At 45.5% G+C, this 14661-nt stretch carries 19 protein-coding genes; 17 read left to right on the plus strand and 2 right to left on the minus strand.

Annotated features, from left to right (window positions below; all coding sequences use genetic code 11):
- The first annotated feature begins 85 nt into the window (after positions 1-85).
- From PGY05_RS08355 to PGY05_RS08375, 5 genes are all read left to right on the plus strand, one after another.
- A complete protein-coding gene (locus PGY05_RS08355; protein WP_022220129.1) occupies positions 86-766 on the plus strand; it encodes a response regulator transcription factor in 681 nt (226 codons plus the stop codon).
- Positions 763-2223, plus strand: a complete 1461-nt coding sequence (locus PGY05_RS08360) for a sensor histidine kinase (protein ID WP_270475666.1) — start codon at positions 763-765, stop codon at positions 2221-2223. Before PGY05_RS08355 ends, PGY05_RS08360 begins: the two co-directional genes overlap by 4 nt.
- A gap of 143 nt (positions 2224-2366) precedes the next feature.
- Entirely contained in the window at positions 2367-2972 is a 606-nt protein-coding gene (gene hisH / locus PGY05_RS08365) for an imidazole glycerol phosphate synthase subunit HisH (RefSeq protein WP_270475667.1), read from the plus strand.
- A gap of 11 nt (positions 2973-2983) precedes the next feature.
- Positions 2984-3748 (plus strand): imidazole glycerol phosphate synthase subunit HisF, encoded by a 765-nt coding sequence (hisF, locus tag PGY05_RS08370; RefSeq protein ID WP_008372815.1) that lies wholly within the window; start codon positions 2984-2986, stop codon positions 3746-3748.
- 16 nt (positions 3749-3764) lie between these two features.
- Positions 3765-4439 (plus strand): uracil-DNA glycosylase, encoded by a 675-nt coding sequence (locus tag PGY05_RS08375; protein WP_270475668.1) that lies wholly within the window; start codon positions 3765-3767, stop codon positions 4437-4439.
- A 314-nt stretch (positions 4440-4753) separates the two neighbouring features.
- Here PGY05_RS08375 and PGY05_RS08380 read toward each other — a convergent pair whose 3' ends face one another.
- A complete protein-coding gene (locus tag PGY05_RS08380) occupies positions 4754-5539 on the minus strand; it encodes a transposase (RefSeq protein WP_270475669.1) in 786 nt (261 codons plus the stop codon).
- A 128-nt stretch (positions 5540-5667) separates the two neighbouring features.
- Here PGY05_RS08380 and PGY05_RS08385 point away from each other — a divergent pair, with 128 nt between their 5' ends.
- The 4 genes from PGY05_RS08385 (at position 5668) to PGY05_RS08400 (ending at position 7559) form a co-directional block, all read left to right on the plus strand.
- Positions 5668-5865, plus strand: coding sequence for a hypothetical protein (locus PGY05_RS08385; RefSeq protein WP_270247623.1), 198 nt, complete (start codon positions 5668-5670; stop codon positions 5863-5865).
- A 93-nt stretch (positions 5866-5958) separates the two neighbouring features.
- Positions 5959-6231 (plus strand): helix-turn-helix domain-containing protein, encoded by a 273-nt coding sequence (locus tag PGY05_RS08390; protein WP_002593556.1) that lies wholly within the window; start codon positions 5959-5961, stop codon positions 6229-6231.
- A complete protein-coding gene (locus PGY05_RS08395; RefSeq protein WP_009296082.1) occupies positions 6191-6580 on the plus strand; it encodes a TnpV protein in 390 nt (129 codons plus the stop codon). Before PGY05_RS08390 ends, PGY05_RS08395 begins: the two co-directional genes overlap by 41 nt.
- 16 nt (positions 6581-6596) lie before the next feature.
- Complete coding sequence (locus PGY05_RS08400; RefSeq protein WP_014078537.1) at positions 6597-7559, plus strand: DUF3658 domain-containing protein; 963 nt, start codon at positions 6597-6599, stop codon at positions 7557-7559.
- Positions 7560-7620: 61 nt separating this feature from the next.
- Here PGY05_RS08400 and PGY05_RS08405 read toward each other — a convergent pair whose 3' ends face one another.
- Positions 7621-8427 (minus strand): helix-turn-helix domain-containing protein, encoded by an 807-nt coding sequence (locus PGY05_RS08405; protein WP_006873172.1) that lies wholly within the window; start codon positions 8425-8427, stop codon positions 7621-7623.
- 483 nt (positions 8428-8910) lie between these two features.
- Here PGY05_RS08405 and PGY05_RS08410 point away from each other — a divergent pair, with 483 nt between their 5' ends.
- The 8 genes from PGY05_RS08410 (at position 8911) to PGY05_RS08445 (ending at position 14649) form a co-directional block, all read left to right on the plus strand.
- Positions 8911-9099 carry a hypothetical protein gene (locus tag PGY05_RS08410; RefSeq protein WP_054328105.1) on the plus strand — a complete coding sequence of 63 codons (189 nt, stop codon included), beginning with the start codon at positions 8911-8913 and terminating at the stop codon, positions 9097-9099.
- The gene (locus PGY05_RS08415) at positions 9096-9437 is read left to right on the plus strand and encodes a DeoR family transcriptional regulator (protein WP_054328106.1); all 342 of its coding nucleotides are present in this window, start codon (positions 9096-9098) and stop codon (positions 9435-9437) included. Before PGY05_RS08410 ends, PGY05_RS08415 begins: the two co-directional genes overlap by 4 nt.
- Positions 9430-9726, plus strand: a complete 297-nt coding sequence (locus tag PGY05_RS08420) for a DUF3847 domain-containing protein (RefSeq protein ID WP_009296086.1) — start codon at positions 9430-9432, stop codon at positions 9724-9726. Before PGY05_RS08415 ends, PGY05_RS08420 begins: the two co-directional genes overlap by 8 nt.
- A gap of 311 nt (positions 9727-10037) precedes the next feature.
- Positions 10038-10292 (plus strand): CPCC family cysteine-rich protein, encoded by a 255-nt coding sequence (locus PGY05_RS08425; RefSeq protein WP_117472730.1) that lies wholly within the window; start codon positions 10038-10040, stop codon positions 10290-10292.
- Between the two features lie 57 nt (positions 10293-10349).
- Positions 10350-10859, plus strand: a complete 510-nt coding sequence (locus PGY05_RS08430; protein WP_006873177.1) for a hypothetical protein — start codon at positions 10350-10352, stop codon at positions 10857-10859.
- A 194-nt stretch (positions 10860-11053) separates the two neighbouring features.
- Positions 11054-12634 carry a MobQ family relaxase gene (mobQ, locus tag PGY05_RS08435; RefSeq protein WP_270475670.1) on the plus strand — a complete coding sequence of 527 codons (1581 nt, stop codon included), beginning with the start codon at positions 11054-11056 and terminating at the stop codon, positions 12632-12634.
- Positions 12635-12698: 64 nt separating this feature from the next.
- Complete coding sequence (locus PGY05_RS08440; protein ID WP_270475672.1) at positions 12699-13343, plus strand: CHC2 zinc finger domain-containing protein; 645 nt, start codon at positions 12699-12701, stop codon at positions 13341-13343.
- Positions 13312-14649: a virulence-associated E family protein gene (locus PGY05_RS08445; protein ID WP_270475700.1), complete on the plus strand. Its 1338-nt coding sequence runs from the start codon at positions 13312-13314 to the stop codon at positions 14647-14649. Before PGY05_RS08440 ends, PGY05_RS08445 begins: the two co-directional genes overlap by 32 nt.
- Positions 14650-14661: the final 12 nt, after the last annotated feature.

Genomic DNA, 14661 nt, shown 5'->3' on the forward strand with positions numbered 1-14661 from the left:
TTCTTCTTTCACATAAAGAACACAATTATCTGCTATTCTGGTGTATAATTAGAAATAAAGTGATAAAAAGGAGCCCGTGAGAGTTATGGATAAACTGAAAATTCTTGTAGTAGATGATGAAAGCCGTATGCGCAAATTGGTGCGCGATTTCCTGGAAAGAGAAGGATATGCTGTACTCGAAGCCGGAGACGGTATGGAAGCAATGGACATTTTTTATGAGGAAAAAGATATTGCACTGATCATCCTGGATGTCATGATGCCGCATATGGATGGCTGGCAGACCTGCCGTGAGATCCGTAAAGAATCAAAGGTTCCGATCATTATGCTGACCGCAAGAAGTGAAGAGAGGGACGAGCTTCAGGGGTTTGAACTCGGTGTGGATGAGTACATTTCCAAACCGTTCAGCCCGAAGATCCTGGTTGCAAGAGTTACTGCGATTCTGCGCAGAACCAATGCGCTTGCTTCGGATGATCTGCTTCATGCGGACGGGATCGAGATTGATAAAGCAGCACATATGGTGAAGATCGATGGAAAACCGATCGAACTCAGTTACAAAGAGTTTGAACTTCTGACTTACTTTGTGGAGAATCAGGGGATCGCTTTATCGAGAGAGAAGATTCTTAACAATGTATGGAATTACGATTATTTCGGGGATGCCAGAACCATTGATACCCATGTAAAGAAGCTGAGAAGTAAACTTGGTGATAAAGGAGATTATATTAAGACTATCTGGGGTATGGGGTATAAATTCGAGGTACAGTCATGAAATATTCAATAAAAAGACAGATGATGACTGTTTTTGTAGGTCTGATTCTGTTTATGATCGTTGTATTTATGATCGTCAACGGAAGCTTTCTGGAGAAGTATTATATTTCCAATAAAAAATCAGAATTTATAAAGGCCTATACAATGGTGCAGGAAGGTGTGGAGAACGGGACAATCAATTCTGAGACACCGGAAAAAGACCTGGGAAGATTTACAGAGAAAAATAATATTTCCATTGCAGTCATCGATTCAGAATACAATGTGGTTTATACTAATGTAAGAGAAAAACAGATGATGGTCGTACAGCTTTTCGGATATCTGTACGATAAGAGTCATCAGGAGGTTCTGGAAAAAACGGACAGTTATGATATCTGCAAGTCGGTTGATCCGCAAAATAATACAGAGTACCTGACCATGTGGGGAAACTTTGACAATGGTGATATCTTTATCATGCGAAGCCCGCTGGAGAGTATTCGTTCGGCAGTCACGATTTTTAACAGATTTATCGGAGTCGTCGGCGGATGTGTGATTCTTGTGAGTGTATTGCTTGCGTGGTATTTCTCAAAAAGGATCACGGAGCCGATCATGGAGCTCGCAACACTTTCACAGAAGATGGCCGATCTGGATTTTGATGCAAAATATACCAGCGGCGGAAGCAACGAAATCGGTGTACTGGGAGAGAACTTTAACCGGATGTCAGAAAGACTTGAGCAGACGATTTCCAATCTGAAAGAAGCCAACTATAAATTGCAGAAAGACATTGAGCAGAAAGAAAAACGAGAAAATATGCGAAGCGAATTTCTGGGGAATGTTTCCCATGAACTGAAGACGCCGATTGCCCTGATCCAGGGATATGCAGAAGGCCTGAAAGAAGGAGTCAATGATGATCCGGAGAGCCGGGAGTTCTACTGTGAAGTCATTATGGACGAGGCAGGAAAGATGAACCGGATGGTGAAGAATCTACTTGCCCTGAACCAGCTGGAATTTGGTGAGGATGATGTACAGTTTGAACGGTTTGATATTACTTCATTGATTTCGGGTGTCCTGCAGAGTCTGGATATTCTGATCGAGCAGAAAGAAGCACAAGTGATTTTCCGCCACAAGAACCCTGTTTATGTCTGGGCAGATGAGTTTAAGGTTGAGCAGGTTGTCCGGAATTATGTCAACAATGCACTGAACCATATCGATGGTGAGAAGGTGATCGAGATCAAGATCACCCAGGAAAATGATATGGCAAAAATTACCGTATTCAATACCGGAACGCCGATTCCGGAGGAAGATCTGCCACATATCTGGGAGAAATTCTATAAGGTTGATAAGGCAAGGACCAGAGAATACGGTGGAAATGGTATCGGGCTTTCTATTGTGAAGGCGATCATGGACTCCTTTGGAAAAGGATACGGTGCGATCAATCATACCAATGGTGTTGAGTTCTGGTTTGAACTGGACATGAAATAAATGCGAATCTTGCAATTCACACTGTAACGTGGTACATTATAAAAGAGCTTATTGCTGATTGACACAGGGAAGAAGATTGTGACATGAGCGGAAAAAGCTCTTTTGAATAACTACAAGAATATAAAAATCATGAGGATATGCGGATGATAGCGATTATTGATTATGATGCAGGAAACATTAAAAGTGTAGAAAAAGCGTTAAAATATCTTGGTGAGGATGCGGTTATCACAAGAGACAGAGAAGAGATACTTTCTGCCGATAAAGTGATCCTTCCGGGAGTCGGTGCATTTGGCGATGCCATGTACAATCTGAAAAAATATGGATTGGATGAAGTGCTTAGTGAAGTAGTAAAGAGACAAATCCCGCTTCTTGGAATCTGTCTTGGGCTTCAGCTTTTGTTTGAAAGAAGTGACGAGACGCCAGGGGTGGAGGGGCTTGGTATTCTAAAAGGAGAGATCCTTAGAATTCCGGACTGTCCGGGACTTAAGATCCCGCATATGGGATGGAACTCTCTGAAGCTTCAGAATGACGGCAGATTGTTTAAAGATTTACCTGAAGAGCCGTATGTATATTTTGTTCATTCCTACTATTTGAAAGCAACAGATGAAAGTATTGTAAAAGCGACAACCGAGTACAGCACACATATTCATGCTTCGGTTGAACAGGGAAATGTATTTGCCTGCCAGTTCCATCCGGAAAAGAGCAGTGATACAGGACTTCAGATACTGAAAAATTTTGTAGAATTGTAGGAGGGCAGACAGTGTTTACAAAGAGAATTATCCCATGTCTTGATGTGAAGAACGGACGGGTTGTAAAAGGTGTGAATTTTGTGGATCTCAAAGATGCAGGAGATCCGGTTGAGATTGCGAAGGCTTATGATAAGGCAGGTGCGGATGAACTGGTATTTCTGGATATCACGGCTTCTTCGGACGACAGAAGCACGGTGGTTGACATGGTGCGTAAAGTTGCTGAGTGTGTGTTTATTCCATTTACGGTAGGTGGTGGAATCCGGACCGTTGACGATTTTAAGGCATTGCTTCGGGAAGGTGCGGACAAGATTTCCATCAATTCTTCTGCAATCAATCGACCGGAACTGATCCGGGAAGCAGCGGAGAAGTTTGGAAGCCAGTGCGTGGTTGTCGCGATTGATGCGAAAAGAAGAGAAGACGGCAGTGGGTGGAATATCTATAAAAATGGCGGACGCATTGATATGGGAATTGATGCGGTCGAGTGGGCGAAGAAAGTAGAAGCACTTGGCGCAGGAGAGATTCTTTTGACCAGTATGGACTGTGACGGCACGAAGGCCGGATACGATCTGGAGCTGACAAGGACGATCGCGGAAAATGTATCAATTCCAGTAATCGCATCTGGAGGAGCAGGTAATCTGGAGCATTTCTACGAAGCACTCGGTGAAGAGGGGAAGGCAGACGCGGCACTTGCGGCATCCCTGTTCCACTATAAAGAGCTGGAAATCAGAGAAGTAAAAGAATATTTGAGAGAAAAAGGCGTATCGGTACGTCTGTAGAGAAAAGGTGGGGAATATGGCAGCAATTAACAATGACTGGCTGGATGCACTGAAAGGTGAATTTTCCAAGCCATACTATAAGAAACTGTTTGAAACAGTGAATCAGGAATACCGGACACACCGGGTATATCCTCCGGCAGATGACATCTTTAATGCATTTCATCTGACACCGCTTAAGGATGTCAAGGTTGTGATCCTTGGTCAGGATCCATATCATGGAGATGGACAGGCAGAGGGTTTAAGCTTTTCTGTGAAACCAGGGGTTGATATTCCACCGTCACTGGTGAATATTTATCAGGAACTGCATGATGATTTGGGATGTACGATCCCAAGCCACGGCAATCTGGTGAAATGGGCGGAGCAGGGAGTACTTCTTCTCAACACGGTTCTTACGGTAAGAGCACATCAGGCTAATTCACATCGTGGAATTGGCTGGGAAGAATTTACAGATGCAGCAATCCGTGTACTCAATACCCAGAACAGGCCGATTGTATTTATTCTGTGGGGAAGACCGGCACAGATGAAAAAGAGAATGCTGACCAATCCGAACCATTTGATCCTGGAAGCACCGCATCCGAGTCCGCTTTCTGCGTATCGTGGATTTTTCGGAAGCAAACCGTTCAGCCAGACAAATAAATTCCTTGAGGCGCATGGTGTAGAGCCAATCGACTGGCAGATTGATGAATTGTAAAGAATAAAAAATAGAGATTTCGGGCAGACTGTGAAGATTTATTTGCAGTCTGTTTTTCTTTTTTTATTTCATAGGAACTTCCTATGAAACAAAAGGCACTACGTGTCGGAGATGCACATTCTTTTTGTTACTGTTCACAGTACAATGTCATTTAGTTAACGTTTAATCAGGAAGTGAATTCTTACAGAACAAATTACAGATGAGCCTTAGTGGAACCGTTTTACAGATATGTTTACGATTTACTCATGAAGGAAAGCATGACAAGAAGACAGATTGCAAATCTGCCTCAAAACGGATTATAATGATATAGGTGTCTATGCTGCCCGATATATAAAATATCGCGGTCTTCGGAAATGAGCCGTTTGGAGTCTTGGGTATTGGCGTTCATTCCTGATAGGGATCAATTCCTTTTTCAGCAGGGACATCACATCATATTGGTCTTTCTCCGTGGTCAGACGGAGAAAGGCTCTGCAGATATGGGCAGCCATAGTGAAATTGACTTTGTATTCATGTTTTGTCCTATGTTTTTCCAGTAGTGTGTAGTTTATCATTGTTTCGGTTATGTTATACGCAAGTAGCCTTGCCCATATTTCCTGTTTCACGTATTCGGGTTTATACGCATGGAAATTACTCAACCCAATGGTATATTTCAGTTTCCTAAATGAGGATTCAATAGACCATCTGGCATTGTACAAGGTTTTGATACGTTCCACAGGGAATTCATCACGTGGCAGATTGGTCGCGATGCACTCGTATGTAGAAGTGCTGATAGGGAAGCGTAGAATACGGAAGGACAGCTCATATGTATCATAACTTCCATATTCAATGTAATCGAAAGCAGCTGCCTGATCAACAAAGCGTATGTAACCTTCTGTGTGGATGTCTGCCAAAACTTTTTTCGAATGGCTCCGGACCAGTATGACGCTGACATCAATATCGAAGGATTCCGCATCTGGAAAATTAAAATTGCCGACCAGTCCTTTGGAATGGATATCCTTGGTACGGAACAGGAAATACTGTCCCTGTTCCACAACATGTGCCATGTTGTTATAAGAGCAATAGACGCGGTCACCGATATAGATATTTTTTATTCCATCCAAAACATCGTGCCGGGCAACAGTAGTAGTCTGGTGATGAGAAAGCCGGAGTGCTGAAAAAAGTGCAGGTAGAGCCATCGGCAGCCAGGAAACGGTAATGCGAATCCATAAAGGAAGCGGGCGGCAATTCCATGGAAGCGGAATTAAAGTGCCGGAATACAGCTTCCAGCGCATCAGGTTTAAGCTTTGCGCGCTGCTGGCTGAGAGCAGAAGCGGTTGGTATGGAAGAATCCAGTCCCCAGAAATCAAGCAGTTCATGGCTAATTAAAGGGAACAAAAAAGAAAGGAAAACCAATCCAGACGGTATCAGCGGCAGGATACAAGAATAAATTGTGATTTCACAAGATTGGTGCTATAATAAGAGAAAAGTTCCTGCCGGGGCAGCCGCCCCGGTGGTATGGATAGAAAGGCAGGAAAACAATATGCACATCAGCTATAAACCACTCTGGCACACACTGTTAGAGCGTGATATGAGGAAAGAGGATTTAAGGCTTGCTGCTGGTATGACAACAAATATGATTGCCAACATGAGCAAAGAGGGAAAGCACATCAGCATGGATACATTAGCCCGTATCTGCGAAACGCTGAATTGTGAGATTACCGATGTGATTGAGTTAGTACCAGACGAGCCTGCTTCCACAGGAGGTAAGGAACATGAGAGAATTGAAACCAAGAATAACGGAAAACGGAATTGATTATATCCTTGTCGGAGATTACTACATCCCGGACTTGAAACTGCCGGAGGAACACCGCCCTATCGGAAAGTACGGACGGATGCACCGGGAATATTTAAGGGAAGTCCACCCAGCCAGATTGAATACATTGATACTGACCGGAGAATTGTGGACATATCTTGCAGACCTGAACGAACAGGCACAGGAACGGTTAGACACTATCATGGAGCAGATGAAAGCCACCGAGGGCGTGACAGAGGAATTGAAGCGAACTCAACAAATGGAATGGGTGCAGCGTTGTAATAACATTCACAACCGGGCAGAAGAAATTGTTTTGCATGATATAATTTATTCATACGGGAGTAATTAAATCGGAGGTATATAAGATGATTGAAATTGTATTTGGTGAAAGTGCCTGTGGAAGTTTGAAAATTGCCCAAACTTACGGTAAGGGAAAGTATAGAGGAAGTGCAGTTTCGGTCTTTATGAGGCACGAAGATGGGAGTGTTCCATCTTCAGATGAAATGAAAGAAGCACAAATTCAAGCACAGGAACAAGAACATATTGCTTGGGAGAATGCTATTCCATTGGGAGGCAAGAGCAGTGATGTTTATTGTTTTGATATGGCTCTTAGTGTGGGAGATATTTCTGATAATGGAATTGGCGAACAGCGGAAAAATGTTCTCAAGAAAATGCTGTCTGTCTGGTTTGTAGAGGATTTAGACTATCAGGTTGAAGAAAAAATACAGAAAATTAAAACTACATTGTCTTCGGTTATTGAACGATATGTAGCTGGGGAAGAAGTTCGTATTTGGTATAGCTATAATCCGGATGAACTTTGCGGTATGTACTGGCTTATGAAACAACTTCGACCATTAAACTGTCAGACAACAATTTATTTGGTTAAGTTACCTGCCTGGGAATATGGAAAAGAAAATACTATGACATCCAAAATAGCATGGGGTGAGGTTTCTCCTGGCGAATGGGGAAAATATATAACTCTACAAGAAAAAGCTAAGCCTGTATTTCTTTCAGCTTGTGCTATGAAATGGAATCAACTTCAAAATGAAAATGCACCTTTGCGTGCAATGCTAAATGGTAAATTGCAAAGTGTTTCAGAAGATATATATGATAGTTTCATTCTTCGTGAAATTGCGGAACAGCCAGAGCAATTCAAAATGGCTATTGTTATAGGTAATGTTTTAGGAAAATATCAACTTGGAATTAGTGATGTATGGATTTCTAATCGCATTGATAAAATGCTTGAAGATGGTGTGTTGGAAATTATACAGGACGCACCAAAGGGAGAAACAAATTATCGCCGGATATTAAGAAAACGAATGAAATAATAACCACAGCAAGAACCGCTGCTACATGGAAGGCACCCCAACCATGCAACAGCGGTTTTTTTTACCGTTTTTTCCTCTGGCTGATAGGCGTTCCCATTTTCTTTGATTTTTTGAGAATCCGAATCAGCCAGCGAAATTCTTCGTCTGACAGATTTTTATAGTTGATACCGAGCTGCTTGCAGTAAAGGACAACCAGCTTTTCATCCCGGCTGCCCTTGAAATTTTCGACTGCTTCGAGATTTTCTTTCAATTCATCGGCAACGGTGGTCTGGGGCGCACTCTCACTGTCCTTTTTGTGGGCTTCCCGAATATCCCGGATAATCAGGTTGAGGTCATCCAGAACCATGTGACTGAAATACTCATCATCACTGATATGGGCGGCTTGCAGCACTTTCAAATGCGGGTCATCTTCGCCTGGGCGATACCGTTCAATGATTTCATGCCGGACGGTATCGACAAGTGCATTGAGGTTTTGAATCTGCATGGTAGCAATCCCGTCCACATAAATCTCAATGTCTGCAAGAAACTTGATAAAATCTTTATGTGTAGCAAGCTCACAGAGCAGACGGTTGTTAATCCGACCGCTTTTCAGCAGTGCCACCATCTCATCATTCAAATGCAACTCCGTCAATGGTGTGTTGATCTGCTCCCTGTTCTCTATCCGGCACAGTAGATAATCAACAGAGACCCCATAGAAGTCTGCCAGCGTGATAAGGTTGCCATGATTGATTTCCTTAAAATCCTCTTTTTCATAACTTCCAAGAGCTGATTTGGAAATGCCTGTCAGCTTTGATAGTTCTTCCAGATTTAAGCCTTTGTCCTTGCGGAGTTCCCAAAGGCGTTCCTGTATGCTTGTTGCTCCTTTCATGGGCGCACGCTCCTTTCCAATGGTTTCATTGCTGCCGCTTATCTGGATTATATCACACTTTCCGCAATCGTGGAAATTTCTGATTTTTACCCCTAATTCCTACTTTGTGGACATACGGCACAGGGCACAAAAATGTTCTATGATACAGGTAGTTCATCGATGGATTATTCCAATCGAATGACCAGCCTGTGTGGGATATGCTTCCCCGGCGATGTAGCGCCATGACTTTTGGCAGGGATGTGGAGGAACCCTGACCGAAACGAGCGTACCAAAGGGAGCGATACGCCGCTGTGAGATTCAGGGGAGGAACGACACCGGGGAGAACTGGCGAACTGACACCGAAATGATACCGAAACACGACAATCTGATAGGGGGATAGTCTACCCTATCGCTGATACTTCGGGAGATTTTAATCGGCTCTATGACCGTAATTTTGCCGAAAATCGCCCCGAAACCATACACTAAAACGGGAGGAAATACAATATGCCGAGAATGAGCAAAAAGAGGAAGCATGAGCTTTCCTTTTACCTCAATGACCGGGGGCGTGTCACTTACAACGAATTATGCCGGAAATGCCAGCATGGGTGCAAGCAGAGCTTCCGGGCGGTTGTGATTGACTGCCCCCGTTATTTATCCAAACGATCAAAGAAAAAGGAGGAACACACCGAATGAATTTTGAATTTATGACGATAGACACACCATTGCCGCCCTGTATGCCATTTCCCAGAGCGTTGACAGGATTTCCAGTCAGCAGCACCGCAAAGGTCATGTACTGCCGGATGCTGGACGCTATGCTATCCAAAGAGCAGGAGGACGAGAACGGAATCCTGTTTGTCTGCTTCCCTGTCACAGCCATTGCCGCAGTCCTGTCCCGCAGTCCCATGACGGTCAAGCGTTCTCTGAATGAACTGGAAAACGCCGGACTTATCATGCGGGTGCGTCAGGGCGTGGGAGAACCGAATAGGATTTATGTGCTGATACCGGGAAAGGAGGACGCTGCCCTTGCCTGATACCTCGAAGCTGGAAAAGCTCAACCGGGAGCTGGAGAAAAGCGAAAAGAAACTGCGGAAAGCCATCAATGATGAAAAGGCATTGCAGCACCAGTTAAAGCAGCTTACCCGAAAGGAACGGACGCACCGGCTCTGCACTCGTGGCGGTATGCTGGAAAGTTTTCTGCAAGAGCCGGAACGCCTAACAGATGATGATGTCATGCTGTTGTTGAAACTCATTTTTCACAGGCAGGACACGCAGGAACTATTGAAAAAAATGCTGGAACGGGAGAAGCCGGAAACCCCTTAGTTTACTAAGGGCGCAATTATACACCACCCAGAGGTTGGTGCATTGCGTTCTCCGAAGGCTCCTCGCCGGAGAGCTGTGATTTTCCGCAGTCATGGTCTGCTCCAAATCAAACAGGGGACGCTACACTTCCCCTGCGCTGGCTGCAGCCAGCTACCCTTTTGTGGACTTGCCTGTTGGGGACACCTTGCGGTGCAAGCTGTTCCCAGCCGACAAGTTTCATAAAATATGCTATCTTTTCGATAATCGATGAAGTATAATAAAGTCAGAAATAAATCAGGAATTTGAGGTCAAGGCTTAAACGTGAGGTTTATATGAAAAAATACCAATGTCCTTGCTGCGGATATTTTACCTATAATGTTCCGGCAAATGAAGATTGTGGGTATATTTGCCCCGTTTGTTTTTGGGAGAATGACCCGTTCATTGCTTCTGATAACGAACCAAGCGACTCTAATCATGGAATAACGCTAAAAGAAGCGAAATCCAATTTCTCAAAATTTGGTGCTTGTGAAAAAGAAATGTTATGTTATATCCGACCACCAAGAGATGATGAAAAAGAAATTTCATAGCGACAACTTCCAACTTGTAGAACTGAAAAATTAGAAGTTGTAAAGGAGTGTGATAAAATGGAAACACTTTTTGACCAATACAAAGAACTGAATATAAATGGCTCTTTGATTTGTCTTGAACAAGTTGAAGATATTTATTCTTACTTCTGCTATCCGACCAATGCAAAGGCAATAGGTTTTGAAGGAAGTATTATGTATTGCTTTATTGAGCCGTATGGGGAAATGGTTTTTGCCTGCAATCCTGATACTTGTGCAGATGTTTTTGTTTATCCACTGGCAAGAACCTTTGAGGATTTTATGAGACTTATTCTTGCTTGTGGTTCTACTAATCCTATTGAGCAGATTATTTGGATGGACAAAGACAAATTTGAAAAACACCTCAAAGAGGAAGAAGCAATCCGCACAGAGGAACAGAAAGCGACATTAAGTTATCTTGAAACAGAATTAGAAATTTCCCCTATTGATAACCCTTATGACTATGTAAAAGAACTGCAATCTCGCTTTGACAATAGTGGCATTGAGTATAGTGATGAATACTATGATGTTTTGGGGATTGATAGAAAATAACAACAAATAAATTCCAGTTCGTCAGCTTCACATCGGGTCAACTTGTCCCGAACTTTTACAACTAAATACCCGCCGCCCACACAGCGGCACACCGAGCAGGAAATCTGAAAGAAAGGTTTCCTGCTTTTTTTCTGCCCAAAATGAGGTGGTAAAACGCCACCCCGTCCACCAATTAGCGAAAGGAGGGACACGAAATGCCCTGTCCACACAACGAAATCACGATTGTTCAGCGCAGTCAGCGGCAGTCTGCGGTTGCCGCCGCTGCTTACCAGAGTGGCGAAAAACTGTTCTGTGAATATGACCAGCAAGTGAAGCACTACCCGGAAAAGCGTGGTATCGTCCACAATGAAATCCTGCTCCCACCTAATGCCCCACAGGAATATGCAGACCGCAATACTTTGTGGAACGCCGCCGAAGCGGTGGAAAAACAATGGAACTCCCAGCTTGCAAGGCGGTGGGTGCTTACCATCCCCAGAGAGATACCGCCCGACCAGTATGCTGTCCTTGTCCGGGAGTTTTGCCAGAAGCAGTTTGTTTCCAAAGGCATGATTGCTGACTTTGCCATCCATGACCCCCATCCGCCGGGACACAATCCCCACGCCCATGTCATGCTCACTATGAGGGCAATGGACGAACATGGAAAATGGCTTCCCAAGAGCCGCAAGGTTTATGACCTTGATGAAAGCGGAGAACGGATAAAACTTCCGTCCGGCAGGTGGAAAAGCCACAAGGAGGATACGGTTGACTGGAACGACCAGAAGTATTGTGAAATCTGGCGGCATGAATGGGAGGTCATCCAGAACCGCTATCTGGAAGCCAATGACCGCCCGGAGCGTGTGGACTTGCGTTCCTATGCCAGACAGGGGCTTGATATTATCCCTACTGTCCATGAGGGGGCTGCTGTCCAGCAGATGGAAAAGCGTGGTATCCAGACAAATATCGGCAACCTGAACCGGGAAATCAAAGCTGCCAACCGCCTAATGAAGTCCATCCGGCAGCTTATCCAAAACCTCAAAGGCTGGATTACCGAGCTGGGAGAAAAACGGAAGGAGCTGCTTGCACAAAAAGCGGCGGAGGAAGCGACACTTCTTCCCAATCTGCTGATGAAGTATATGGAGATACGAAAGGAAGAACGGAAGGACTGGACGAGGGCTGGACAGAACCGGGGGACTTCACAGGACTTAAAGGCAGTCAGCGAAGCCCTATCCTATCTCCGGCAAAAGGGGCTTTCCACTGTGGAGGACTTAGAAGCATTTCTGGAATCTTCCGGGAAATCAGCCGCAGATTACCGCAATCAGATGAAGCCAAAGGAAGCCCGCAGCAAAGTGATTGACGGGATTCTTGCCAGCCGGACAGACTGCAAGGAATGTAAGCCTGTCTATGAGAAGTACCAGAAGATGTTTTTTAAGAAAACAAAGGAGAAATTCAAACAGGAACACCCGGAGGTTGCCCGGTATGAGAAAGCCGCCGCCTACCTTGCCAAGCACCCGGACGATAAGGACAGTACCCAAAATGAGCTGCAAGAGGAGCAGGAAAAACTTCTCAGCGAAATCGCAGAGCTGAAAGAACCTTTGACCGAGGTACAGGCTGATTTGAAGAAGTTGCGGGACATCCGCTACTGGGTACGGAAAGCTACACCCGGCACAGAAGAAAGCAAAGAGCCGCCCAAGAAGCAGCCTATCAAGGAAGTCTTGCAGGATAAGGCAGACGAGAAAAAAGCACAAAGAACTGCCCAGGAACAGACGAAACACAAACAACAGGATATGGAACTTTAACAGGCACTTGCCATTTTCAATCAGAGAATGTCAGGTGCTTTTCTTTTTTCAAGGAGGGATAGATTTGAATGTATTTGAAGCTGTGAAGCAGTCCGTCACAACAAGACAGGCTGCGGAGCATTATGGAATCCATGTAGGTCGGAACGGGATGGCTTGCTGCCCGTTCCATAACGATAAAACCCCAAGCATGAAGCTGGATCGGCGTTACCACTGCTTCGGCTGCGGTGCGGATGGGGATGTGATTGATTTTGCCGCCGCCCTGTATGGGCTGAGAAAGAAAGAAGCCGCCGTACAGCTGGCACAGGACTTCGGGCTTTCCTATGAGGACTGGAAACCGCCGGGAAAGGAAAAAAAGCCAAAGCCCCGGCAGAAATCCCCGGAGGAACAGTTTCAGGAAGCAAAGAACCGCTGCTTCCGTATTCTTGCCGATTATCTCCACTTGCTTATGGCATGGAGAAAGGACTACGCCCCGCACTCCCCGGAGGAAGCCTTTCATCCCCGGTTCGTGGGAGCCTTACAGAAGCAAGCCCAAGTGGAATATCTGCTGGATATATTGCTGTTCGGGGAGACAGAGGAAAAAGCGGCTTTGATTGCGGACTACGGAAAGGATGTGATACAGCTTGAACAGCGAATGGCAGAGCTTGCAGCCGCAGACGCAGCAAGAATTAAAAAACACCATGAACGCCATGCAGCCACCCCAGAGCATTGAGGAAATCAAAGCGGGACTGGAAACTACCGAGAAAGGCGGTGTCCGTCAGAGCATACGGAACTGCCTGACCGTATTCCAGCGTGACCCGCTGCTTTCCGGGGCTATCGCATACAACATCCTGACCGACCGCAAGGACATCATAAAGCCCATCGGCTTCCACAGAGAAAGCACAGCCCTGAACGATACGGATATGAAGTATCTGCTTCTCTATCTGGAAGAAACCTATGGGCTTACCAATGAGAAAAAGATTGATAATGCCATCGGGATTGTGGCGAATGAAAACAAGTACCATCCCATCCGGGACTACCTAAGTGCCCTTGTGTGGGACGGGACAGAACGAATCCGTTTCTGTCTGCGGCACTTTCTGGGGGCTGACGCAGACGATTACACCTATGAAGCGTTGAAGCTGTTCCTGCTGGGTGCAATCTCACGAGCCTTTCAGCCGGGGTGCAAGTTTGAAATCATGCTCTGTCTGGTAGGCGGTCAGGGGGCTGGCAAGTCCACTTTCTTCCGTCTGCTGGCAGTCCGGGACGAGTGGTTCTCCGATGATTTGCGGAAGCTGGACGATGAAAATGTGTACCGCAAGCTGCAAGGTCACTGGATTATCGAAATGTCGGAAATGATGGCAACTGCCAACGCCAAGAGCATTGAGGAAATCAAGTCGTTTTTAAGCCGGCAGAAAGAGGTCTACAAGATACCCTATGAAACCCACCCGGCAGACCGCCCCCGTCAGTGCGTGTTTGGCGGCACTTCCAATGCCCTTGACTTCCTGCCCCTTGACCGTTCCGGCAACCGCCGCTTTATCCCGGTCATGGTGTACCCGGAGCAAGCTGAGGTTCACATTTTGGAGGACGAAACTGCTTCCAGAGCCTATATCGAGCAGATGTGGGCAGAAGCAATGGAGATTTACCGAAGCGGCAGGTTCAAGCTGGCTTTCAGCCCCGCCATGCAGCGGTATCTCAAAGAACACCAGCGGGATTTTATGCCGGAGGACACCAAAGCCGGAATGATACAGGCGTATCTTGATAAGTACACCGGGAGCATGGTCTGTTCCAAGCAGCTCTACAAGGAAGCCTTGAACCATGCCTTTGACGAACCGAAGCAATGGGAAATCCGGGAAATCAACGAGATTATGAACCAGTGCATTTCCGGCTGGCGGTACTTCCCGAACCCAAGAATGTTTTCAGAATATGGCAGACAAAAGGGCTGGGAGCGTGAAAACCCGGCAACGGACTCCGGCAACCCGTCTGAAAAAACGATGGATGGTTTTGTGGAGGTCACAGAACAGATGGAGCTTCCATTCTGAAAATGACAGCCC

Source organism: Coprococcus sp. AF51-11b1 (genome assembly GCF_027682785.1).
Taxonomy (GTDB): Bacteria; Bacillota; Clostridia; order Lachnospirales; family Lachnospiraceae; genus Allocoprococcus; species Allocoprococcus comes.